We start from the raw sequence: 22,296 nt of genomic DNA, 5'->3' as shown, positions 1-22,296 counted from the left end.
AACCACCGCGGTGGCCGGGTGAAGGCGCACGGGCTGTGTGTCAACCGCGGGGCAGCAGGGCCTGCGGGGCCGCCGGGCTGTCGCCGGAGAGTTTGAACACGGCCACCGAGGCTTCCAGCCCCTGGGCCTGCTGGCGCATGCTTTGCGAGGCGGCGGCCGACTCTTCCACCAGCGCGGCGTTCTGCTGCGTCATCTGGTCCAGCGCCATGACGTCCTGGTTCACCTGGCTGATGCGCGTGGACTGCTCGGAGGCCGAGGCTGCGATGTCGCCGATGATGTCCCCCACGCGCTGCACCGAGCCCACGATCTCGTCCATGGTCTGGCCCGCGTCCTGCACCAGGCGGGCCCCGGAGGCCACTTTGTCGACCGAGGTGTGGATCAGCGCCTTGATCTCCCGCGCCGCTTCGGCGCTGCGCTGGGCCAGGGTGCGTACCTCACCGGCCACCACGGCAAAGCCGCGGCCCTGTTCGCCGGCGCGGGCGGCTTCCACCGCCGCATTCAGCGCCAGGATGTTGGTCTGGAAGGCGATGCTGTCGATCACGCCGATGATGTCGCCGATCTTGCGGCTGCTGGCATCGATCTCGCCCATGGTGGTCACCACGTCGCCCACCACCTGGCCGCCGCGCGCCGCAACTTCGGCCGCCGAGGTGGACAGCGTGTGCGCCTGGCGTGCCGCATCGGCCGACTGGTGCACCCCCTGGGTGACGTCCTCGATGCTCTGCACGGTGCGCGCCAGGCTCTGGGCCGTGTGCTCGGTGCGCTCGGACAGGTCGGCATTGCCCTGGGCAATCTGGCTGCTGGCGCTGGCAATGCTGTGCGCGGCGGTGTCCACCTGCCGCAGCATGGCCACGTAGCGCTGGCGCATGCCTTCGACCTCGTGCACCAGGGCGCCCACCTCATCGCGGCGCCGGCTGTGGAAGGGCTGGGTCAGGTCGCCCTGGGCAATGCGGGTGATGGCCTGGGTCAGCTCGCGCAGCGGGGCGGTGATGCCGCGCTGCAGGGTCCACAGCAGCCCCAGGGCCAGCACGATCAGGGCGGCGCCCATGGCGGCCCACAGGCCCCACAGCGCCTGGCGCTGGGTGGCCATGGCCTCGTGGTCGGAGACTTCGGTGATCACCCACCAGCCATTCTGGGCGGGGCGCATGATGGCCCAGGGGGCCTGGCCCTGGTCGGGCAGCAGGGGCGTCACCTGGGGCACGAAGCCATCGCTGTCGCTGGCCATCTCTTCCAGCGAGGCCCGGGCCTGGGGGAAGACGTCCAGCACCTTGCGGCCGGTGTGGCTGCTGTGCGCCACGAACACTGCCTCGTCCAGGCGCTTGCCGGGGGCGATCACCAGGGCCCCGCCGTGTTCGAACAGGCGGGTGCTGGTCACCTGCTGCTGCATCGCGGCCTGGAAGGCACTCAGGTCCGTGCCCACAAACAGGATGCCGACCACCTGGCCGGCCGCGTCGCGCAGCGGCACATAGGCCGTCATATAGGGCTTGCCGAACAGGTTGGCGCGGCCCACGTACGACTGGCCGGCACGCACCAGCGCATAGGCCGGGTGCTGGTGGTCCAGCAGGGTGTGCATCACGCGTTCACCCTGGGTGTTGCGCAAGGACGTGGCAATGCGCACGAAGTCCTCGCCCCGGCGGGCAAACACCGTGGCCACGCCGCCGGTGTCGTTGCTGAACTTGTCGACGGTGGCAAAGTTGTCGTGCAGCGACACGCCATCCAGGCTGAGGGTGCCTGTCGTGGTGTCCAGTGCGACCGTGCCGCTGTAGTACTGGCCAAAGGCCTGCGAGGCGCGCTCCACCATCTGCCGGTTGGCCTGCTCCACGGTGTCGATGGAGGCCACCAGCCCCTGGGTGGCGTGCTGGACGCTGTTGCGCAGCTGGGTGCGTGCGGTGTCGGTGCTGAGGTGGGTGATCACGCCGCCCAGCACCAGCAGCACGAGGGCGAGCATGCCGATGCCCAGGGCAGTCACCTGGCGGGCGAGAGAGCGGTGGTAGGTCGGGGCAGAGGGGGCCTGGGGTTGCATGACTTCGGAGGGCAAGACGGTGGGGGCATCACAAAGAAAAGCGCCAAGCCTCGATACAAATCAATGGCTTGGCGCATGTCCGGATTGTAGGGATGGCACCCGGTCAGTCAGTGATTACACCTAGATACCTTCCGGATATGGGACGTGCGACGTTGCGGGCGGGCTACAGGCGGGCGTGTGCGAGCAGGTGGTCCACCATGTGCAGGGCATAGCGGCTGGCGATGCGCTCGACGAACGCGGGGAAGTCCACGTGGGCGCTGTCGTCGGCCCGGTCGGAAATGGTGCGGATGGCGGCAAATGGCAGGCCGTAGTCGGCGCAGACCTGGGCGATGGCCGCGCCTTCCATTTCCACGGCCAGCGCGGCGTGTGCGGCCGTCTGCAGATCGTCCACGATGCGCTGCGAGGCTTCGGCCGTGGCGATGAACTGGTCGCCACTGACCACCAGGCCCGCATGGGCGCGCGGTGCGCGTGTGCCCAGCAGGGGGTCCTGCCAGGTCGCGGCCTGGGCCGTGCAGGCCTGTGCGGCCTGCTGCAGGCGCTGCACCAGGGCCGGGTCGCAGGCAAAGGCCGCCGCCCCATAGCCCGGCACCTGCCAGCGCGGGAACAGGGGGCGCACATCCATGTCGTGCTGCAAGAACGCCTGGGCCACGACCACGTCGCCCACCTGGACCCCAGCGCCAATGCCGCCGGCCACGCCGGTGAACACCAGCTGCTGCACGTCCAGGTGCTCGATCAGGGTGGTGGTGGTGGTGGCCGCCGCCACCTTGCCGATTCCGGTCAGGCCCAGCACCAGGCGTTGGCCGTGCAGGTGGCCGCGCACAAAGCGCCGGCCGGCGCGGGCCACGACCTGGGTGTCTTCCAGCAGGGCGGCCAGGCCGTGTTGTTCTTCGGGAAGGGCGCTCAGGATGGCGAGGGTCATGGCACGGCTTTCGGGCATGCAAAACGGCCCCGCAGGGCCGTTGGGTGGGACACAAAGGTCCGCCAGTGTACGGGCAGCGCTCAGCGCAGCTCGCGGCGCAGGATTTTGCCCACCGGGGTCTTGGGCAGCTCGGTACGGAACTCGATCACGCGCGGCTGCTTGTAGCCGGTGAGGTTGTCGCGGCAGAACTTGCGCAGCGTCTCTTCGGTCAGGCCGGCGTCCTTCTTGACGACCACCAGCTTCACCGCCTCGCCCGTCTTCTCATCGGGCACGCCGACCACGGCGCACTCCAGCACGCCGGGGCACATGGCCACCACTTCCTCCACCTCGTTGGGGTAGACGTTGAAGCCGCTGACCAGCACCATGTCTTTCTTGCGGTCCACGATCTTGATGTAGCCGCGCTCGTCCATGGTGCCGATGTCCCCGGTCAGGAAGAAACCGTCGGTGGTGGTGACCTTGGCGGTCTCGTCGGGGCGTTGCCAGTAACCGGCCATCACCTGCGGGCCCTTGACCGCGATCTCGCCGGTCTTGCCCAGCTCGGTCACGGTCTGGCCGTCCTCGCCGACCAGCTTCACATCGGTGCCCGGCACGGGCATGCCGATGGTGCCGGTGAATTCCTTGGCGGTCACCGGGTTGCAGCTGACCACGGGGCTGGTCTCGGACAGGCCGTAGCCTTCCACGACCGGGCAGCCGGTCTTCTCCAGCCACAGCTTGGCCACGGCGCCTTGCACGGCCATGCCGCCGCCCACCGAGACCTTCAGGTGGCTCCAGTCCACGCTGTTGAAATCCGGGTGGTGGGCCAGGCCGTTGAACAAGGTGTTCACCGCCGGGAAGTTGTGGAACTGGTGTCGCGACAGCTCCTTGAGCGTGCCCGCCAGGTCGCGCGGATTGGGGATCAGGATGTTCTTGCCGCCGGTGTGCATGGCCAGCATCATGTTCACGGTGAACGCGAAGATGTGGTACAGCGGCAGGGCGCAGACGCTGGTCACCTGCTCGCCGCTCTTGCGGATGTTCTGCAGCACGGGGTTGAACCAGGCTTCGCACTGCAAGGTGTTGGCGATGATGTTGCGGTGCAGCAGCACGGCCCCCTTGCTCACGCCGGTGGTGCCGCCGGTGTACTGCAGCACGGCGATGTCGTTGGGTCCGATGGCGGGGCGCTTGAAGGGCGCGCGCGCACCCTGGCGCAGGGCCTCCTTGTAGCGCACGGCCTTGGGCAGGTTGAAGGCGGGCACCAGCTTCTTGACGTTGCGCACCACGTAGTTGACCAGGGTGCCCTTGAGCGTGCCCAGCGTGTCGCCCATGGCGCACAGCACCACATGCTCGACGGCGGTCTTGGCGATGCACTGCTGCAGGGTGTGGGCGAAGTTCTCGATGATGACGATGGCCTTGGCGCCGGAGTCCTTGAGCTGGTGCTCCAGCTCGCGGGCGGTGTACAGCGGGTTCACGTTCACCACCACGTAACCGGCGCGCAGGATGGCCGCCACCGCCACGGGGTACTGGGTCACGTTGGGCATCATGATGGCGATGCGCTCGCCCTGCTGCAGCCCCAGCGACTGGAAGTAGTTGGCCAGGGACTGGCTTTGCCGGTCAATCTCGCCGAAGCTGCTGTCCTTGCCCATGAAGGAATACGCAGCGCGCGGGGCATAGGCCTTGAAAGCCTGCTCCATCAACTCTACGAGAGAGTGGTAGCTGCTGGGATCAATTTCGGTGGGCACGCCTTCGGGATAGGCCGCCAGCCAAGGACGCTCGCTCATGCTGTTGTCTCCGCTCATTGTTGTGATGCCGAATCGGCAGACATGGCGGTGGATGGCACCCTCCCCATGCCCAGGGTCCAGGCCCTTTGTCAGGATTGTGGTGGGAGGGTTTGCGGGGGCATCTCTGTGCTAACCCTAGGTTTTTAGCGTATCGAATATCTTCTGCGTAAAAAAACGAACGACAGTGCGTTTTTTGCGACAACGGTTGATCTCCATCAGCCGCAGCGGCTATGAAAAAAGCCCGCGCTGCGGGCATGCAGGGCGGGCGGTGCGGGGTGCCGGTGGGGCGTTGCGTCAGGCGGCCTGGGCCGCGCGGTTCAGCGTGTCCCGGGTGTCCTGGGCTGCCTGGCGTGCAGCGGCGGCAAAGTCATCCCCGGAAGAGGCGTACAGGATGGCGCGCGAGGAATTGATGATGATGGGGCCGCCGCCGATGCGGGCAGCCTTCACGGTGGCCACGGCATCGCCGCCCTGCGCACCCACGCCGGGGATCAGCAGGGGCAGGCTGGGGGCCACGGCGCGCACGCGCTCAATCTCGTGCGGGCGGGTGGCGCCCACCACCAGGCCGAGCTGGCCGTTGGTGTTCCAGGGGCCCTGGGCCAGCTTGGCCACATGCTCGAACATCTGGGGCTGGCCGGGCAGGTCGGCCAGGGTCTGGGCCTGCAGGTCGTCACCGCCGGGGTTGGAGGTGCGGCACAGCAGGAAGGCGCCCTTGCCCGCGTACTTCAGGTAGGGCGTGATGGAGTCGAAGCCCATGAAGGGCGACAGGGTCACGGCGTCGGCGCCGTAGCGCTCGAAGGCTTCCTTGGCGTACTGCTCGGCGGTGGAGCCGATGTCGCCGCGCTTGGCGTCCAGGATCACGGGCACGTGCGGCGCCACCTTGCGCATGTGGTCCATCAGCTTTTCCAGCTGGTCTTCGGCGCGGTGGGCGGCAAAGTAGGCGATCTGGGGCTTGAAGCTGTTCACCAGATCGGCGGTGGCATCGACAATCGCGGCGCAGAAGTCGTAGATCTTGGAAGCGTCGCCACGCAGGGCGGCGGGGAACTTGGAGGGCTCGGGGTCCAGTCCCACGCACAGCATGGAGTTGTTGCGCGTGGACGCGTCGCGCAGCATGTCGAGAAAAGTCATGAGCAGCAATTGTAGGTGGCGGGCACAATCTACGCCCTATGCCTGCCTTTACCCCCCGACAACTGACTCTTCTGGTGCTCTTGACGCTGATCTGGGGGGTGAACTGGCCCGTCATGAAGCTGGGCGTGATGCACTTTCCGCCGCTGAGCTTCCGCGCCCTGTCCATGTGGATCGGCGTGGCCGTGGTGCTGGTGGTGCTGCGCCTGCAGAACCAGCCGCTGGGCATTGCCCGGGCGCACTGGGGCACGCTGGCGCGGCTGACGCTGTTCAACATGGTGATCTGGCACTGCCTGGTGATCGTGGCCATGCCCATGGTGTCCAGCGGGCGCGCGGCCATCCTGGGCTACACCATGCCGATCTTCTCCGCCGTGCTCGGCAGCCTGGTCTGGCGCGACCGCCTGGTGGGCCGTGCCTGGTGCGGGGTGGGGGCGGCCTTCCTGGGGGTGTTGCTGCTGCTGTGGCACGAGTTCGGGGCCCTGGGCAGCCGGCCCACGGGCGCGCTCATGATCCTGTTTGCCGCGTTCTGCTGGGCCATCGGCACGCAGATGATGCGCCGCGCTGCCATGCCGGTGCCGGTGCTGACCATGGCCTTGTGGATGATGCTGATCACCGCCGTGGTGCTGTCGCTGGGCGCCTTCACGCTGGAGCGGGCGCAGTGGCAGAGGCCGGATGACGTGGCCCTGGGCACCATCCTGTTCAACGGCCTGCTGGTCGTGGGTTTTGCCCAGGTGGTGTGGTTTGTGCTGGCGCGCAGCCTGCCGCCCGTGGCGTCGACGCTGAGCGTGATGTTCATCCCGGTGCTGGGCGTGTTCAGCGGTGCTTGGTGGCTGGGCGAGGTGCTGCACTGGCAGGACTGGACGGCCGTGGGCCTGATGGTGCTGGCAATCGCCTCGGTGCTGTGGCCGGCGCGCAAGGCGGGCTGAGGCGACGCGGGTCTGCCACCACCCGCGGCAGTGGGGCCTGCATGGACGGTGCTTCATGCGGGCGGCCGCATTTTGTGTGACCATGCCGGCGCAGCCTGCGGTCGGGTGCAACTTTTGCCGCCCGGCGCACTCCCACTGCGCTCGGCCAGTACCGCCGCCCGGGTTGGACTTTTTCAGGCTTTACAAAGGATTCCATGCTGAGCCACCTGCTCACCTCCATCATCAACGACATCCACGGCGACACCATCACGCTGCGCAAGCTGCTGGAGCGCTGCGGCCGTGAAGGCATGCTGCTGGTCTGCGCCATCGCCTGCCTGCCGTTCCTGATTCCCGTCTCCATCCCCGGGGTGTCCACGGTGTTCGGCGCGGCCATCGTGCTGCTGTCGACGGCGCTGTTCCTGGACCGCCTGCCGTGGCTGCCGCAGCGCATCCTGGACAAGGACCTGGACGCCAACAAGCTCAAGCCCGTGCTGCACAAGGGCGTGGGCATGGTCGGCAAGCTGGACCGCTGGCTGCAGCCGCGCTGGTCGGGCCTGACCACATCGCCCATGCAGCGCTTCAACAGCGCCGTGCTGGTGTTTGGCGGCCTGCTGCTGATGGCGCCGCTGGGGCTGATTCCGTTCTCCAACACCGTGCCGGCTGTGGGCATTCTGCTGCTGACCGTGGGCATGATGCAGCGCGATGGCGTGTTCGTGCTGCTGGGCTACCTGGGCCACGTGCTCACGGTGGTGTACTTTGGCGTGCTGGCCTACCTGGCCTGGGTGGGCGGCAATTTCGTGCTCAGCTGACGCGGCACGGCGGCAGTGATCGCCCCCATGCAAAAAGCCACCGCAAGGTGGCTTTTTTTGATAGCTGCCAGCGCAGGCAGGACAAGCGCTGGAGGCCAATTTGGCCGTGAACGGGTTTAACCGTTGGCGCGCTTTTCCAGAATCTCGAAGGCCGGCAGGGTCTTGCCTTCCAGCACTTCCAGGAAGGCGCCGCCGCCGGTGGAGATGTAGCCCACCTGGTCCTCGATGCCGTACTTGGCGATCGCGGCCAGGGTGTCGCCACCGCCGGCAATGCTGAAGGCGGGCGATTCGGCAATCGCCTGGGCCACGACCTTGGTGCCGTTGGCGAACTGGTCGAACTCGAACACGCCCACAGGGCCGTTCCAGACGATGGTGCCGGCGCTCTTGAGCATCCCGGCCAGCTTGGCGGCGGTTTCGGGGCCAATGTCCAGGATCATGTCGTCGTCGGCGACTTCGGTGGCTTGCTTCACGGTGGCCACGGCGTCGGGCGCGAAGGCCTTGGCGGTCACCACGTCGGTGGGCACGGGCACGGCGGCGCCGCGTGCGGCCATGGCGTCGATCACGGCCTTGGCTTCACCGACCAGGTCGGGTTCGGCCAGCGACTTGCCGATCTTCAGGCCGGCGGCCAGCATGAAGGTGTTGGCGATGCCGCCGCCGACGATCAACTGGTCCACGTTCTTGGCCAGGGACTGCAGGATGGTCAGCTTGGTCGACACCTTGGAGCCGGCCACGATGGCGGCCAGGGGGCGTGCAGGCGCGGCCAGGGCCTTGCTGATGGCGTCGATCTCGGCCGACAGCAGCGGGCCGGCGCAGGCCACGGGTGCGAACTGGGCGATGCCGTAGGTCGTGCCTTCGGCGCGGTGGGCGGTGCCGAACGCGTCGTGCACGAAGATGTCGCACAGGGCGGCCAGCTTGCGGGCCAGTTCTTCCTTGTTCTTCTTCTCGCCCACGTTCACGCGGCAGTTCTCCAGCAGCACCACCTGGCCGGGCGCCACCCGCACGCCGTCCACCCAGTTGGCGACCAGGGGCACGTCGCGGCCCAGCAGCTCGGACAGGCGCTTGGCGACGGGGGCCAGCGAATCGGCGGGCTTGAATTCGCCTTCGGTGGGGCGGCCCAGGTGGCTGGTCACCATCACGGCGGCGCCGGCCTTCAGGGCCATCTCGATGGCGGGCACCGAGGCGCGCACGCGGGTGTCTTCGGTGATGTCACCGGCGTCGTTCAGGGGCACGTTCAGGTCGGCGCGGATGAAAACGCGCTGGCCCTGGACTTTGCCTTGGGCGCACAGGTCGGAGAAGCGAAGGATGTTCATGGCAGCAACCGTGGAAGTCTTGTAGAAGAGTGGAGTACGAACTGGGGCGCATTGTAGGTGCGCGCCCCTCGAAAACGCCTTATTTCCAGCGTTCGGGCTCGACAAACACCGTGCCCTTGTCGCTGGACAGGGTCAGCTGGCCTTCCTGGATGGTGGCCTGCAGTTGCATGCTGCGCTCGGCCAGGTTGCCCAACTCTTGCGCCACCTCGGAGGGGATGAAGTGCACCTGCAGCTTGCTCTGGCGGCCCACCTTGCCCTCCAGGCCCTTCCACCAGACGTTGGCCGCGTGGTTGAAGGGGTAGACGATCACGTGGTCCGACTTGTTGCAGGCCTTGGTGATGGGCTTTTCCTCGGGCTGGCCGACTTCGATCCACAGGCGCTTGGCGCCGGTGAAGTCGGTGATGTGCACGTCCGGATCGTCCGGGTCGGACAGGCCCACGCCAAAGCCCAGGGTGCCGTCGCCGTTGCACAGGTCCTGCAGCTGCCAGGCATTGAGGGCCAGCGCGACCAGGCGGATCATCATGCGGTCGTCGGTCTCGCTGGGGTGGCGCGCCAGGGTCAGGTTGTGGTCGGCGTAGTAGTTGTGGTCGATGTCGGCGATCGACAGGTTGGCTTTGTAAACCGTGGATTTCAGGGCCATGGCGGGCGTTCTCGCAGTGCGTGCCCGCGGGCGGGCTGAAAAGATTTTTTCAAAAACAAGAGCTGCCTGCGCAGGTGTTTCCTCGCTTTGGCAGCTCTTGAAGGCTGAAGCACTTGTGTGACAAGCGCTGTCAGCTATGGTTTTGCGTTACACGCGGCGGGCCAGCTCGGCCGCCTTGCCGATGTAGGAGGCCGGTGTCATGGCCAGCAGGCGGTCCTTGTCGGCCTGGGGAATGTCCAGGCTGCGGATCAGGTGGTGCAGATCGGCCGCCTGCACGGTCTTGCCGCGCGTGACTTCCTTGAGCTTTTCGTAGGCACCGGCCACGCCGTAACGGCGCATCACGGTCTGGATGGGCTCGGCCAGCACTTCCCAGGCGTGGTCCAGGTCTTCCTTCAGGCGCTCTTCGTTCAGCTCCAGCTTGTTCAGGCCGGTCATCAGCGAGGTGTAGGCCAGGGTGGCGTAACCCAGGGCCACGCCGATGTTGCGCAGCACGGTGGAGTCGGTCAGGTCACGCTGCCAGCGGCTGACGGGCAGCTTTTCCGACAGGTGCTTGAGCAGTGCGTTGGCCAGGCCCAGGTTGCCTTCGGCGTTCTCGAAGTCGATGGGGTTGACCTTGTGCGGCATGGTGGACGAGCCGATCTCGCCCGCCTTCAGCTTTTGCTTGAAGTAGCCCAGCGAGACATAGCCCCAGACGTCGCGCGAGAAGTCCACCAGGATGGTGTTGGCGCGGGCCACGGCGTCGAAGAACTCGGCCATGTAGTCGTGGGGTTCGATCTGGATCGAATAAGGCTGGAAGTTCAGGCCCAGACCCTGGGGTTCGGGCGTCTCGATGACCTTCTTGGCGAAGGCTTCCCAGTCGAAGTCGGGCCAGGCCGACAGGTGGGCGTTGTAGTTGCCCACGGCGCCGTTCATCTTGCCCAGCACCTTGACGTTGGCGATCTGCTCCGTGGCCTTTTGCAGGCGCACCAGCACGTTGGCGATTTCCTTGCCCACGGTGGTGGGGCTGGCGGTCTGGCCGTGCGTGCGGCTGAGCATGGGCACATCGGCGAACTGGTGCGCCATCTCGCGCAGCTTCAGCGTGATGCGGTCCAGCGCCGGCAGCACCACCATGTCACGGCCCACGCGGATCTGCAGGGCGTGGCTGGTGTTGTTGATGTCCTCGCTGGTGCAGGCAAAGTGCACGAATTCCGCGGCCTTCTGCAGCTCGGGGCGGCCATCGAACTTGCCCTTGATCCAGTACTCCACGGCCTTCACGTCGTGGTTGGTCGTCTTCTCGATCTCCTTGATCGCCGCTGCGTCGGCTTCGGAGAAGTTGCTCACCAGACCGTGCAGGTAGGTGCGTGCACCTTCCGACAGCGGGGCAAACTCCGCAAAGCCAGCATCCGACAGCGCGATGAACCAGGTGATTTCCACCTGCACGCGGCGGTGCATGTAACCCTGCTCGCTCATGATGGGGCGCAGGGCAGAAAGTTTGGCGGCGTAGCGGCCGTCGAGCGGGGAGAGGGCGGAGATGGTGGACAGACTCATGGGGCGTGATTGTAGGTGGCCCGGCTTTGATCTGCACTGCCGGGTCTCCACATCCCATGGACGCGGCCCCGGAAAAAACAAGGGCACCGCGGCGGGTGCCCTTCGTCGAAATAAAAAGGTTGCGAAGCGTCCTGAAGCGAATTAAGAGAGGGAGGGAGGAGATGCACCCCAAGACGGACAGCCACCGCTCAAGTCGGGGCAGGCTTCGCAACACTAAAACTGGCAGGATCCAATCCCTGTCAAGCAGTCAGAGCAGGCAGTTCGGGGAAAGTTCCCAAAATTTTTCTGCCTGGGTGTTGCTTCGGGCCATCATAGAGCCAGCAGTTTTTCCAGTGGTAGGCGAACACGCACTTCTTTGTGTGCGACGGGGCTGACAATCTTCCAGGCCGCCTGGGCGGTGTCGCGCGGGATCGGCTCTCCGGTGGCCATGCCATCGCGATTGAGCAGCACCGCCACGCGCGGCGTGGCCGCCGAGGCACCGCGGCGGATGACCACGCCGGTCTCCCCGCTGGCCAGCCGGACCCAGGCGCCGGGTGGGTAGATGCCCAGGGCCTTGACCAGGGCGGCGCCGGCTTCGTCCATGGACTTGGTCTCGTCGTAGTAGCTGGCCTGCATGGCCGAGGTGACGGACATGGGGTCGCGGTTGGCGCGCGGGGCGATCCGGGCGCCGAAGATGTCGGCGCGCTGGATCAGCCGGGCCATCTGCTGCCCCAGGGTCTTTTCCGCCAGCTTGCCGGGCGCGCGGTGGTGGTGGGCGCGGATGGCGTCCAGCCACAGCGGGTCGCTGATGCCCATGCGGCGCAGGATGGCGACCGAGCTGTCCGAGTGGGTGTCGATCTCCTGGGCCTGCTGCGGGCTCAGCGGCGCGGTCTGCTGCGCCAGGTCATCCTGCAACTGGGCCATGCCGATGTTCATGCTCAGCGCGGCGCGCCCCAACGGCAGCACCCGGTTGTCCGGCCAGCGCAGGGTTTCGCGGGCGGCCGTCATGCAGACCACGGCCGTCAGCATGGCATGCGTGGCGCTGTAGTAGCGCGTTTCCTCGGCCGACATCTGCATCAGGGCCAGCAAGGTGCCGTCCGTGGTTTTGAGCAGGTACTGGTTCAGTGCGCTGAACAGGTCTTCAAAGCGCTGGGCAAAGTCGCCGGGCTGGGGGTTGCGCAGCAGCTGGGTCAGGCCCAGCTGCCACTCACGCCAGGCCGGAGGCCCGGAATCACGCAGACTTTCCACGGGGGGCGCGGTGGTCTGCATGGTCATGTTGGCGATCTGGTTCAGCGGCTTGTCCGACAGCAGCAGCGACTGGATCTGGGCCAGAAAGGCACGGTAGCTGTCGCCGGACTCGTCGGTGTCGACGAACAAGGTTTGCCCGCGGGCCAGCAGGATGCGCAGATCCTCGGCCGAGCGGATGACGAAGCCCTTGTTGGCCAGCAGGCTGCCGCCAACGCCCCGCAGTGCGAACGGGATGGGCTGACCAAAAGGGATGGTCGCTAAATTGAGTTCAACGAGTTTCATTGCAACAACAAACAGGGTTGAACATATTTTTACATTTTTGGGCGAGCGTCTTTAGCGGGCAGACCCCGCAATGCCAGGTTTCAACGCTGGAAGACGGCATGCCACAGCGCCAGGATGGCGTCACGGTGCTGGGCCACGGTGGCCTCGGGGACCTGGCCATTGCCCTCATCCAGGCGCGATTTGTGCTGGATGCGGCGCAGTTCGCGGTATGCGGTGGCGGCGTGCTGGCCCACCCCTTCGGGCAGCAGCCCGGCTGCTTCGGCGCGCTGCAACAAGGCAATATTGCCGACGTTGCCGATCAATTCAGGGTGTTGGCCCGACTGGGACAGCACCAAGTATTGCACGGCAAATTCCGCATCCACCATGCCGCCCGGGCTGTGCTTGACGTCGAACAGGGCGCTGCGCACCGGGTGGGCGCCACGCACGCGTTCGCGCATGCTGACGATTTCTTCCTGCAGCGACTGGGGATCGCGTGGGGCAGTGATCACGGCCTCGCGCACGGCATCGAAGCGCTGGCGCAGGTCATCGCTGCCCAGCACGAAGCGCGCGCGGGTCATGGCCTGGTGCTCCCAGGTCCAGGCGGTGTTGCTGCCGCGCTGCTGCTGGTAGTCGGAGTAGGACTGGAAGCTGCTGACCAGCAGGCCGGAATTGCCGTTGGGGCGCAGCGCCGTGTCGATCTCGAACAGGTCGCCCTCACCGGTCTTGACGGTCAGCCAGTTGATCAGTTTGCGCACCCAGGCGGTGTAGATCTCCGGGGCGTTCTCATCGGCATCGTCGAAGATGAAGACGATGTCCAGGTCGCTGCCGTAGCCCAGCTCCTTGCCGCCCAGCTTGCCGTAGCCCACGATGGCGAAGTTGGGGGTGTCGCGGTGGCGCTGCTTGAGGCGCTTCCAGCACCACTGGGCGGTCACGCGCAGCACGCTGTCGGCCAGGGCGCTGAGGTCGTCGGCCACCTGCTCCACCGTGATGGCCCCTTCCACGTCGCGGGCCAGGGTGCGGAAGGTTTCCGCATGGTGGGCGCGGCGCAGCAGGTTCAGCAGGTTCTCGTCGTCGTCCTCGCCGGTGCTCTCCAGGGCGGCCAGGCGCAGCGCCATCTCGTGCTCGAAGTCGGCGGCGACAAAGCGTTCGGTGAACAGCTGCTCGCTGGCCAGCTCGTCGATCACCCCGGGGTGCTGCAGCAGGTAGCGCGCCGGCCATTTGGCGGCCCCCAGCAGGTGCAGCAGCCGGTCGATGACGGAGGGACGTTCGAGCAGCAGTGCCAGGTAGCTTTCACGGCGCAGCAAGGGCTCCAGCCAGTTGATGAAGCGGATGGCGGCCGTCTCCTCCAGCTGTCCCTGGCTGACGCGCTGGGCGGTTTGTTGCACCAGGCGGAACAGGCGGCTGCGGGCTTCGTCGCGCAGGCCCCGCACCTTGGGGTGCTCGCGCCATTCGGCCACGCGCGCGGCCATCAGCGGCGGAATCTGCTCGATCAGGGTGTCCAGCTCGGGGGCCGGGGTCTTCTGCGGCGCGCGCGGTCCGCCGCACATGCCGCTGCTGCAGCCGTCGGACTGGTTGCTGCCCAGCAGGGTGTCGAACTCCTGGGCCACCAGCTCGCGATGGGCATCCAGCTGCAGCAGGAAGCTGCGGGTGTCGGCATAGCCCATGGTGTGGGCGATCCATTCCAGGTCTTCGTCGCGCGTCGGCAGCACGTGGGTTTGCTGGTCGTCCAGGTACTGGATGCGGTGCTCCACGTTGCGCAGGAAGGTGTAGGCCTGGGCCAGCTGGTCGGCGGTGTCCTGCGGCATCAGGTTGGCGCGGGCCAGGCGCTGCAGGGCTTCGAGGGTGGGGCGGCAGCGCAGTTCCGGGAACTGACCGCCGCGCACCACCTGCAGCAGCTGGACCGTGAATTCGATCTCCCGGATGCCACCGCGCGAGAGCTTGACGTCGTTGGCACGCTCCGGGTGGCCGGCACTGCGGCGGGCCGCATGTTCGCGGATCTGGCGGTGCAGGCTGCGCAGCGCGTCAAAGACGTTGTAGTCCAGGTAGCGGCGGAACACGAAGGGCAGGACCACGGAGCGCAGGGCCTGGACATTAGGCGCCTTGATGCTGGCGGTCGGCGCCACGACGCGGCTCTTGAGCCAGGCAAAGCGCTCCCACTCGCGGCCATGGACCTGGAGGTAGTCCTCCAGCGCCGACAGGCTGATGGCCGCCGGGCCGGAGTTGCCGTGGGGCCGCAGCGCCAAGTCCACACGGAAGACGAAGCCATGTTCCGTGGTGTCGCCGATCAGGCTGTAGATCGCCTTGACGGCCTTGCCGAAGTATTCGTGGCTGCTGATCTTGCCGCGTCCGTCGGGCTGGCCCTGGGTCTCGCCTTCGTGCTCGTAGACATAGATCAGGTCGATGTCGCTGGAGACATTCAGCTCGCGGGCGCCCAACTTGCCCATGCCGATGATCCACAGGGGCACGGCCTGGCCGTCGGCGCCCAGCAGCGGGCCATGGCGCTCGTCAAGTTCCTGGCGCGTCTGCTGGCAGGCGCGGTCCAGCGCCAGTTCGGCCAGGGCGGTGACCCCCTGGGTGATGGTGGCCAGGTCGGCCTGCTGGCTGCAGTCCAGCGCCATGAGGCGCTCCATCGCCAGTTGCCGCAGCATGCGCAGGGCGGCCGACAGCGGGTGGCCCTGCGCCTGCAGCGCCTGCAGCGCCTGTTCCAGGGTCTGCCGTGTGGGCGCCCCGGGGGGCAGCAACGCCAGCACGTCGCCATAGCGGCGGTGGAGGCGCTGCCAGAAGCGCGAATGGGCGGCGGGGCTTGTCGCGGGCGTCGGAATATGGTCGGCGATCTGCATGCTTGGCGCTGGTTGTGCGAGTTCACGGCGTCCTGTGGACGTTACCCGGGATGTCCTGCCCTGGTCGGAGCAAGCGGGCGATAATTCCAGCCACTGGTGAACCCACGAATGATCGATCTGAGCCCTCCCCCTCCTTCAAGAAAGCTGCACCTCGTGGCCCGCGTGGCTCGCTGGACCCAGGGGCTGGTGCTGGCGTTCTGGCTGGTGCTGGTCGGCGTGTGGGGGACTCTGCACGGATTCATTGTGCCGCGAATTGGTGAGTGGCGCGGGCAAGTGGAACGTTTGGCGACGCAAGCCCTGGGGGCTCCGGTGCGCATCGATGCTCTCACGGCGCACTCGGAAGGCCTGTTCCCGACCATCGAGCTGTCCGGTGTGTCCATCCTGGACCCGCAGCAGCGCCAGGCGCTGAAGCTGCAGCGCGTGGTGGTGACGGTGTCGGCGCGCTCGGTGCTGCGCCTGGGGCTGGAGCAGCTGTATATCGACGCCCCCGAGCTGGACGTGCGCCACCTGCAGGACGGGCGCTGGCAGGTCGCGGGCCTGGACGTGGTTTCCAGCGACGCCACGCAGGACAACCGGGCCCTGGAGTGGCTGCTGGAGCAGCCCGAGCTGGTGATCCAGCGTGGCGTGGTGCAGTTCACCGATGAACAGCAGTCCCCCGAGGCCACGCAATGGCGCGATGTGGAGGTGGTGGTGCGCAACCGCCACTGGCACCACGTGCTGCGCATGGACGCCACCCCCGTGGCAGGGGAGGGCGAGCGCATGCAGGTGGTGGGGGAATTCCGCCAGCCGCTGCTGCCTTCGTCCCTGCCCCCGTGGCAGCGCTGGAATGGCCAGTGGTATGCCGCCTTGCAGATGCGCCAGGTACCGGCCTTGCCCTGGCCCCAGGCCTGGGGCATCCAGGCGATCGAGGCCCGCGGCGCGGTGCGCGTCTGGGTCGATGTGGCCCGCGGTCAACCGGTGGGCGTGTCGGCCGACGTGGCCCTGCCCCAGGCTCAGATCCAGTGGCGCGACCGCCAGGTACCGGCCTTGCAGCTGCAGCAGTTGCACGGCCGGCTGCAGGCCGACTGGCAGGACCAGGCCTGGCGGCTGTCCGGCCAGAATTTCAGCTTTGTCCAGGTGGATGGCCAGCACTGGCCCAGCAGCAACTGGGAGGTACGCACCTCGGGGCCTGCGGCACAACCGCGCACCCAGGTGTCCCTGGACTATGCCGACATCGCCATGGCCGCGCAGGTGGTTCAGGCCTTGCCGGTGCCGGCCGAGGTGCTGGCCCCTTTGCAGCGCTGGAAGCCCGAAGGCGCCGTGCGGCAACTGCAACTGGAATGGGCCTCGCCCACCGACTACCAGGCGCGTGGACGTGTCAGCGGCCTGGTGGTCCAACCGCAGCCGGCTGAGCATGGGACCGGATTGCCCGGGGTCGAGGGCTTGAATGCCACCTTTGAGCTGGACGAGCGCGGTGGCAAGGCCAGCCTGGATCTGCAATCCGGGGTGTTGCACTTCCCCGGGGTGTTCGAGGAGCCGGCGATCCCGATGGACACGCTGCAGGCGCAGGTGCGCTGGCGGGTGGACCGTGGCCACCTCCGGCTGGATGTGCCCACCCTCCGCTTTGCCAATGCCGATGCCCAGGGCCAGGCGCAAGGCAGCTGGCGCATGGGCGAGACACCGGAAGACCGCCTGCCCGGCTACCTGCAGCTGACTGGGGAGCTGGAGCGGGCCGACGGTGCGCGCGTGCACCGCTACCTGCCGCTGGAGGTGCCGGAGCTGGCGCGCCACTATGTGCGCGACAGCGTGCGCCAGGGCGAGGGCCGCAAGGTCCAGTTCGAGGTGCGCGGCAACCTGCACGACATGCCGTTCGAGCAGCCGGGCAGCGGGCGTTTCTACATCCAGGCGCCGGTGCGCAACGTGGTCTACGACTTCGCCCCGCAGCGGCTGCTGGGGGCGGGTCACCTTCCGTGGCCGGTGCTGCAGGATCTGAGCGGCACGCTGGTGTTCGAGGGCAACGGCATGGTGGTGCAGCAGGCGCACACCGGCTTCCAGGGGCAGGGCGCCTTGCGCATGGACAGCATCGAGGCGCGCATTCCCGATCTGAACCACCCGCACCTGACGCTCAAGGTCGCGGGCCAGGCACCGCTGCAGGCGCTGCTGGGCGTGGTGCAGACCTCGCCCCTGGCCGCCATGACCGAGCATGCGCTGGACACGGCCAAGGCCCAGGGTCCGGCCAGCCTGGCGTTTGAGCTGGACCTGCCGATTGACCACCTGGAGCGCACCCGGGTGCAGGGGCGCCTGGGCTTGCGCGGCAACAGCCTGCAATTGACCGCCTCCACGCCGCTGCTGCAGCAGTTGGGGGGCGAGGTGCGCTTCAGCGACCAGGGCTTTGCCCTGGCCGGGGTGCAGGGGCAGTCATTGGGCGGAACGATCAAGCTGGACGGCGGCATGGCCTCGGTGAAGGACGGCGTGCGCATCCAGGCCCAGGGGCAGGCCACGGCCCAGGGGCTAAAGAAGGATGGCAGCTTGCCGGTGGCCACGCAGCTGGCGGAGCATGCCGAGGGCCGGGCCGCCTACAGCGTCAGCGTGGTGGCCAAGCAAGGGCAGCAGACGGTGGTCGTACGTTCGGACCTGCGCGGCCTGGCCCTGCGTTTGCCGGCTCCGCTGAACAAGCCTGCCGAGGACAGCCTGGGGCTCGAAGTGACGCAGACGCTGGATGCCGCCCATCGCCAGGAGCTGCGGGTGGAGGTGGCCGGGCGCGGCCAGGTGGTGTATGCCCAGGACGTGTCCGTCGAACCGGCCCGGGTGCTCGCCGGGCGCATCGTGCTGGGCGACTGGCCCAAGCAGGGCCTGCCCGACAGCGGTGTGGTGGCCCAGGTGCAGTGGCCCACGCTGGATGCCGATGCCTGGCTGGCGGTGCTGGACGCGGGCGGCGGCAGTGGCGCCAGCGCCGTGCCGGCACAGGCACAGGGCTACCTGCCCCAGCGCCTGGAGCTGCGCGTGCCGCGCCTGCTGCTGCGCCAGCGCGAGCTGGTCGGCGTCCAGGCCGACCTGGTGCACAGCGGCGACACCTGGCGCGGCCAATTGCAGGCCCAGCAGTTTGGCGGCTATGTCGAATACCGCTCCGCCAGTGCGGGCGGCAGCACGGGGCGCTTGTTTGCGCGCCTGTCCCACTTGTCGATCCCCAAGGCCGAGGCGCAGCGCCTGGACCAGGCACCGCCCGACGACGTAGATCCGGACAGCCTGCCGGCCCTGGATATCCAGGTGGAGCGCCTGGAGATTGCGGGCAAGGCCCTGGGGCAGCTGTCGCTGCAGGCCCGCAACCGCGCCGGCGAGGCAGGGCGGGAGTGGCTGCTGGAGCAATTCCAGCTCACCACCAAGGAGGCCCGCTGGAAGGCGAATGGCTATTGGGGCGCGGCACGCCCGGGTGCTGCGCGCACCACGCACCTGAGCTTTCTGCTGGACATGGACAGCGCCGGGCAACTGCTGGACCGCTTCGGCATGGAAGGTGTGATCCGCGATGGCCGCGGCCAGCTGAGCGGCCACATCGCCTGGCGCGGTTCGCCCATCACGCCGCATTGGCCGAGCATGGACGGGGCAGTGCACCTGCAGGTGGACAAGGGGCAGTTCCTGAAGGCGGAGCCCGGCATGGGCAAGCTGCTCAGCGTGCTCAGCCTGCAGTCACTCTCGCGCCGGGTGACCCTGGATTTCCGCGATGTCTTCAGCCAGGGCTTTGCCTTTGACTTCATCCGCGGCGACGTGAACGTGGTCCAGGGCGTGGCGCGCACCAACAACCTGCAGATGAAGGGTTTGAACGCCGCCGTGCTGATGGAAGGCCAGGCCAGCCTGGTGGACGAGACGCAGGACGTGACCGTGGTGGTGGTGCCCGAGATCAACGCCATGACGGCGTCGCTGGCGGCCACGGCCATCAACCCGGTGATCGGTCTGGGCAGCTTCCTGGCCCAGGTCTTCTTGCGCGGGCCGCTGATGGAGGCGGCCACGCGCACCTTCCACCTGCACGGCACCTGGAGCGACCCCGTGTTCGATCCCGTGCGCAAACGCCCGGCCGCCGCCCCGGCGGCCAGTGAGGCCCCTACCACCCCACCCGGAGGACGCCCATGAAAGTCGCGGTCTTGCAAATGGTCTCCACCCCCGACGTCGCGGAGAACCTGCGTGCGGCGCAGCAACTGGTGGCCCAGGCCAGCAGCGAAGGGGCCGAGCTGCTGGTGCTGCCCGAGTATTTTTGCGGCATGGGCTGGCGCGACACCGACAAGCTGGCATGGGCCGAGCCGCTGGGCACCGGCCCGGTTCAGCAGGCGCTGGGGCAGATGGCCGCCACGCACGGCGTGTGGCTGGTGGCCGGCACGGTGCCGATCCGCGGCGCGGACGCCCGCAAGGTGCGCAACACCAGCCTGCTGTACGACCCGCAAGGCCGGCAGGTGGCGCATTACGACAAGATCCACCTGTTCCGCTTTGCGACGGACAGCGAGCGCTACGACGAGACCGCCGTGATCGAGCCCGGGGCCACGCCCGTGGTGGCGGCGATCACGGACCGCAGCGGCCAGATCTGGAAGCTGGGGTTGAGCGTGTGCTACGACCTGCGCTTCCCTGAGCTGTACCGCCAGCATGCGGCCCTGGGGGCCGACATTCTGCTGGTGCCGGCGGCCTTCACCCACACCACGGGCCAGGCGCACTGGGAGGTGCTGCTGCGCGCGCGGGCGATTGAAAACCAGTGCTGGCTGCTGGCGGCCGCCCAGGGCGGCAAGCACCCGAACGGGCGCCAGACCTGGGGCCAGAGCATGGTGGTCGATCCCTGGGGGCAGATCGTGGCCCAGCAGGAACAAGCCGGGCCGGGCATCAGCTACGCCGTCTTGGAACTCTCATTTTTGCAGCAGGTGCGCCAGCGCCTGCCTGCCCTGGAGCACCGTTGTTTGTAAATCCGCTGCAACCTTGGCCCTGGCAGCGCTGGCACAGTGCCTGGCGCCGCTGGTCCCTGTGGACCCTGCTGGTCGTGCTGGTGGCCGGCATGCTCATCATCATGGTCTGGCTGGCCGGGCGCTACGAAGCCTCGCAGGTGCAGGACAAGCTGGAGCGCGACGCCGCGCAGGCGGTGGTCGAGATCCGCTCCGCGCTGGGGCGCAACCTGCAGGACCTGCAGGCGGTGAACGCCCTGCACGTCACGCCCGAGCAGTGGAGCGTGCGCGTGGCCGAGATGCTGCAGGTGCGCCGTGAACTGCTGCGCGTGGAGTGGCGCGGCGAGGACATGGACATCCGCCAGGTGGCGGAAACACCCTACCGCTCGGTGGTGTGGGACACCGACCTGCGCGAGGAATCCTTCAGCCACGCGGTGACGGCCTGCGCCAACGCCAAGCGCACCAGCAGCCCGTCGTATTCGCCCAGCTACTTCCAGATCCTGGGCGAGGCCATGGGCGCCGAGCTGATGGAGGTGTGCCTGCCGCAGATGGAGGCCGGCCACATCAAGGGCTACATGGTGGGCACCTATTCGCTGCAGAACATCCTGACCACCCAGGTCAGCAAGAACCTTACACAGAGCCAGGAAGTCTCGTTCACCGAGCCCGACGGCACGCGCCTGGCCCTGGTCGGCGCGGCCTGGCGCGGCTCGCGCGTGTTCACGGCCCAGCACCTGCTGGACCTGCCGGGTAACACCATGGTGCTGCGGATGGACAGTTGGCACCGTGCGCCCAGCGTGTTCCCGAACGTGCTGACGGCCCTGGTCACCGGCATGGCGATTGCCCTGGGCTCGGTGCTGGTGGTGCTGGTGCGCGACAACCGCCGCCGCCTGCGGGCCGAGCGCGACCTGGGCGACGCCCTGGCCTTCCGCAAGGCGATGGAGGACTCGCTCATCACCGGGCTGCGCGCGCGCGACCTGCAGGGCCGCATCAGCTACGTCAACCCGGCGTTCTGTGCCATGGTGGGCTTCAGCGCTGAAGAGCTGCTGGGGCAGAGCTTTGCCCCCTACTGGCCGCCCGAGCTGGCCGAGGAATACGTGCGCCGGCAGGCGCGGCGCCTGGCCGGGGCCATTCCGGCGGCGCGCGAAGGCCATGAGTCGGTGTTCATGCGCAAGGATGGCACGCGTTTTCCGGTGCTGATCTTCGAAGCCCCGCTGATCAATGCCCAGGGCCAGCAGACCGGCTGGATGAGTGCCTTCATCGACATCACCGAGCAGCGCCGCATGGAGGAGCTGACCCGGGCCTCCCACGAACGCCTGCAGGCCACGGCGCGCCTGGCCACGGTGGGGGAAATGGCCTCGCTGCTCAGCCACGAGCTGACCCAGCCGCTGATGGCCATGTCCAGCTACGCCAATGGTTCGCTGAACCTGCTGGCGCAGGATGGCGACCTGGACCGGCTGGAGGCTGGGGCCCTGCGCCAGCGCCTGCACGAGCTGCGCTCGGCCATGCAGCGCATCGCCTTCCAGGCTGACCGTGCGGGCAAGGTCATCAAGAGCGTGCGCGACTTTGTGCGCCGCCGCAGCCAGACGCACGAAGGCATCACCGCCACCGAGCTGCTGGATGCCGTCATGCCCCTGGTGCGCATGCAGGCCAGCAAGCTGGGCGTGCAGGTGCAGGTGGACATCGAGCCGCGCCTGCCACCCGTGGTCTGCGACGCCACCATGATCGAGCAGGTGCTGCTGAACCTGGCGCGCAACGCCATGCAGGCCATGGAGCAGGCGCCGCCATCGCACAAGGCGCTGCACATGCGCGCCTTGTGGGACGACGCCGCGCAGCGCGTGGTGTTCGCGGTCGAGGACCAGGGCTGCGGCATTCCGCCCGAGGTGGCCGAGCAGCTGTTCACCCCCTTCTTCACCACCAAGGACGAGGGCATGGGCCTGGGGTTGAGCATGTGCCGCACCGTGCTGGAGCAGCACGGTGGAGAATTGCGCCATGCCGCGAATGCCCCACGGGGCACGGTGTTTACCTTCAGCCTGCCGGTGGCGGGCCTTCAAGACCAGTTAAGCTGAT

General features: G+C 67.7%; 14 protein-coding genes. 5 read left to right on the top strand and 9 right to left on the bottom strand.

The window, feature by feature from the left end; translation table 11 throughout:
- Window positions 1–40 precede the first annotated feature (40 nt).
- The 4 genes from KAQ61_RS16275 to pyrF all read right to left on the bottom strand — a co-directional run bounded on the left by KAQ61_RS16275 (window position 41) and on the right by pyrF (window position 5,818).
- The gene (locus KAQ61_RS16275; RefSeq protein WP_210929830.1) at window positions 41–2,020 is read right to left on the bottom strand and encodes a methyl-accepting chemotaxis protein; all 1,980 of its coding nucleotides are present in this window, start codon (window positions 2,018–2,020) and stop codon (window positions 41–43) included.
- A gap of 163 nt (window positions 2,021–2,183) precedes the next feature.
- A complete protein-coding gene (locus KAQ61_RS16270) occupies window positions 2,184–2,939 on the bottom strand; it encodes a 5'-methylthioadenosine/adenosylhomocysteine nucleosidase (protein WP_210929829.1) in 756 nt (251 codons plus the stop codon).
- 80 nt (window positions 2,940–3,019) lie between these two features.
- Window positions 3,020–4,693, bottom strand: a complete 1,674-nt coding sequence (locus KAQ61_RS16265) for a long-chain-fatty-acid--CoA ligase (protein ID WP_210929828.1) — start codon at window positions 4,691–4,693, stop codon at window positions 3,020–3,022.
- A 294-nt stretch (window positions 4,694–4,987) separates the two neighbouring features.
- Window positions 4,988–5,818: an orotidine-5'-phosphate decarboxylase gene (pyrF, locus tag KAQ61_RS16260; RefSeq protein ID WP_210929827.1), complete on the bottom strand. Its 831-nt coding sequence runs from the start codon at window positions 5,816–5,818 to the stop codon at window positions 4,988–4,990.
- A gap of 38 nt (window positions 5,819–5,856) precedes the next feature.
- Here pyrF and KAQ61_RS16255 point away from each other — a divergent pair, with 38 nt between their 5' ends.
- Together KAQ61_RS16255 and KAQ61_RS16250 are read left to right on the top strand one after the other, a co-directional pair.
- Window positions 5,857–6,741 (top strand): DMT family transporter, encoded by an 885-nt coding sequence (locus KAQ61_RS16255; protein WP_154163092.1) that lies wholly within the window; start codon window positions 5,857–5,859, stop codon window positions 6,739–6,741.
- 194 nt (window positions 6,742–6,935) lie between these two features.
- Window positions 6,936–7,529: an exopolysaccharide biosynthesis protein gene (locus KAQ61_RS16250; protein WP_042416361.1), complete on the top strand. Its 594-nt coding sequence runs from the start codon at window positions 6,936–6,938 to the stop codon at window positions 7,527–7,529.
- A 116-nt stretch (window positions 7,530–7,645) separates the two neighbouring features.
- Here KAQ61_RS16250 and KAQ61_RS16245 read toward each other — a convergent pair whose 3' ends face one another.
- The 5 genes from KAQ61_RS16245 to glnE form a co-directional block, all read right to left on the bottom strand.
- Complete coding sequence (locus tag KAQ61_RS16245; protein WP_042416364.1) at window positions 7,646–8,839, bottom strand: phosphoglycerate kinase; 1,194 nt, start codon at window positions 8,837–8,839, stop codon at window positions 7,646–7,648.
- 79 nt (window positions 8,840–8,918) lie between these two features.
- Window positions 8,919–9,479, bottom strand: a complete 561-nt coding sequence (locus KAQ61_RS16240) for a YaeQ family protein (protein ID WP_045265837.1) — start codon at window positions 9,477–9,479, stop codon at window positions 8,919–8,921.
- A 147-nt stretch (window positions 9,480–9,626) separates the two neighbouring features.
- Complete coding sequence (purB, locus tag KAQ61_RS16235) at window positions 9,627–11,006, bottom strand: adenylosuccinate lyase (RefSeq protein ID WP_210929826.1); 1,380 nt, start codon at window positions 11,004–11,006, stop codon at window positions 9,627–9,629.
- A gap of 309 nt (window positions 11,007–11,315) precedes the next feature.
- The gene (locus KAQ61_RS16230; protein WP_210929825.1) at window positions 11,316–12,515 is read right to left on the bottom strand and encodes an HD-GYP domain-containing protein; all 1,200 of its coding nucleotides are present in this window, start codon (window positions 12,513–12,515) and stop codon (window positions 11,316–11,318) included.
- A gap of 80 nt (window positions 12,516–12,595) precedes the next feature.
- Window positions 12,596–15,334 carry a bifunctional [glutamate--ammonia ligase]-adenylyl-L-tyrosine phosphorylase/[glutamate--ammonia-ligase] adenylyltransferase gene (gene glnE / locus KAQ61_RS16225; protein WP_210929824.1) on the bottom strand — a complete coding sequence of 913 codons (2,739 nt, stop codon included), beginning with the start codon at window positions 15,332–15,334 and terminating at the stop codon, window positions 12,596–12,598.
- Window positions 15,335–15,487: 153 nt separating this feature from the next.
- Between glnE and KAQ61_RS16220 the strand changes: the two genes are divergently transcribed.
- From KAQ61_RS16220 to KAQ61_RS16210, 3 genes are read left to right on the top strand one after another with little or no spacing between them, the layout of a single operon-like run.
- Entirely contained in the window at window positions 15,488–19,438 is a 3,951-nt protein-coding gene (locus KAQ61_RS16220; RefSeq protein ID WP_210929823.1) for a YhdP family protein, read from the top strand.
- Window positions 19,435–20,253 carry a carbon-nitrogen hydrolase family protein gene (locus KAQ61_RS16215; RefSeq protein WP_210929822.1) on the top strand — a complete coding sequence of 273 codons (819 nt, stop codon included), beginning with the start codon at window positions 19,435–19,437 and terminating at the stop codon, window positions 20,251–20,253. The genes KAQ61_RS16220 and KAQ61_RS16215 overlap by 4 nt, the downstream gene beginning before the upstream one ends.
- The gene (locus tag KAQ61_RS16210; RefSeq protein WP_244982921.1) at window positions 20,244–22,295 is read left to right on the top strand and encodes a two-component system sensor histidine kinase NtrB; all 2,052 of its coding nucleotides are present in this window, start codon (window positions 20,244–20,246) and stop codon (window positions 22,293–22,295) included. Before KAQ61_RS16215 ends, KAQ61_RS16210 begins: the two co-directional genes overlap by 10 nt.
- Window position 22,296: the final 1 nt, after the last annotated feature.

The organism is Comamonas aquatica (assembly GCF_018064205.1).
GTDB classification, from domain to species: Bacteria; Pseudomonadota; Gammaproteobacteria; order Burkholderiales; family Burkholderiaceae_C; genus Comamonas; species Comamonas aquatica.
This window is presented reverse-complemented; position numbering and strand designations above follow the sequence as displayed.

Bases quoted from the DNA above. Each gene is read 5' to 3' on its own strand.
- KAQ61_RS16275 (WP_210929830.1), bottom strand. From the start codon at position 2,020: ATGCAACCCCAGGCCCCCTCTGCCCCGACCTACCACCGCTCTCTCGCC.
- KAQ61_RS16270 (WP_210929829.1), bottom strand. From the start codon at position 2,939: ATGACCCTCGCCATCCTGAGCGCCCTTCCCGAAGAACAACACGGCCTG.
- KAQ61_RS16265 (WP_210929828.1), bottom strand. From the start codon at position 4,693: ATGAGCGAGCGTCCTTGGCTGGCGGCCTATCCCGAAGGCGTGCCCACC.
- pyrF (WP_210929827.1), bottom strand. From the start codon at position 5,818: ATGACTTTTCTCGACATGCTGCGCGACGCGTCCACGCGCAACAACTCC.
- KAQ61_RS16255 (WP_154163092.1), top strand. From the start codon at position 5,857: ATGCCTGCCTTTACCCCCCGACAACTGACTCTTCTGGTGCTCTTGACG.
- KAQ61_RS16250 (WP_042416361.1), top strand. From the start codon at position 6,936: ATGCTGAGCCACCTGCTCACCTCCATCATCAACGACATCCACGGCGAC.
- KAQ61_RS16245 (WP_042416364.1), bottom strand. From the start codon at position 8,839: ATGAACATCCTTCGCTTCTCCGACCTGTGCGCCCAAGGCAAAGTCCAG.
- KAQ61_RS16240 (WP_045265837.1), bottom strand. From the start codon at position 9,479: ATGGCCCTGAAATCCACGGTTTACAAAGCCAACCTGTCGATCGCCGAC.
- purB (WP_210929826.1), bottom strand. From the start codon at position 11,006: ATGAGTCTGTCCACCATCTCCGCCCTCTCCCCGCTCGACGGCCGCTAC.
- KAQ61_RS16230 (WP_210929825.1), bottom strand. From the start codon at position 12,515: ATGAAACTCGTTGAACTCAATTTAGCGACCATCCCTTTTGGTCAGCCC.
- glnE (WP_210929824.1), bottom strand. From the start codon at position 15,334: ATGCAGATCGCCGACCATATTCCGACGCCCGCGACAAGCCCCGCCGCC.
- KAQ61_RS16215 (WP_210929822.1), top strand. From the start codon at position 19,435: ATGAAAGTCGCGGTCTTGCAAATGGTCTCCACCCCCGACGTCGCGGAG.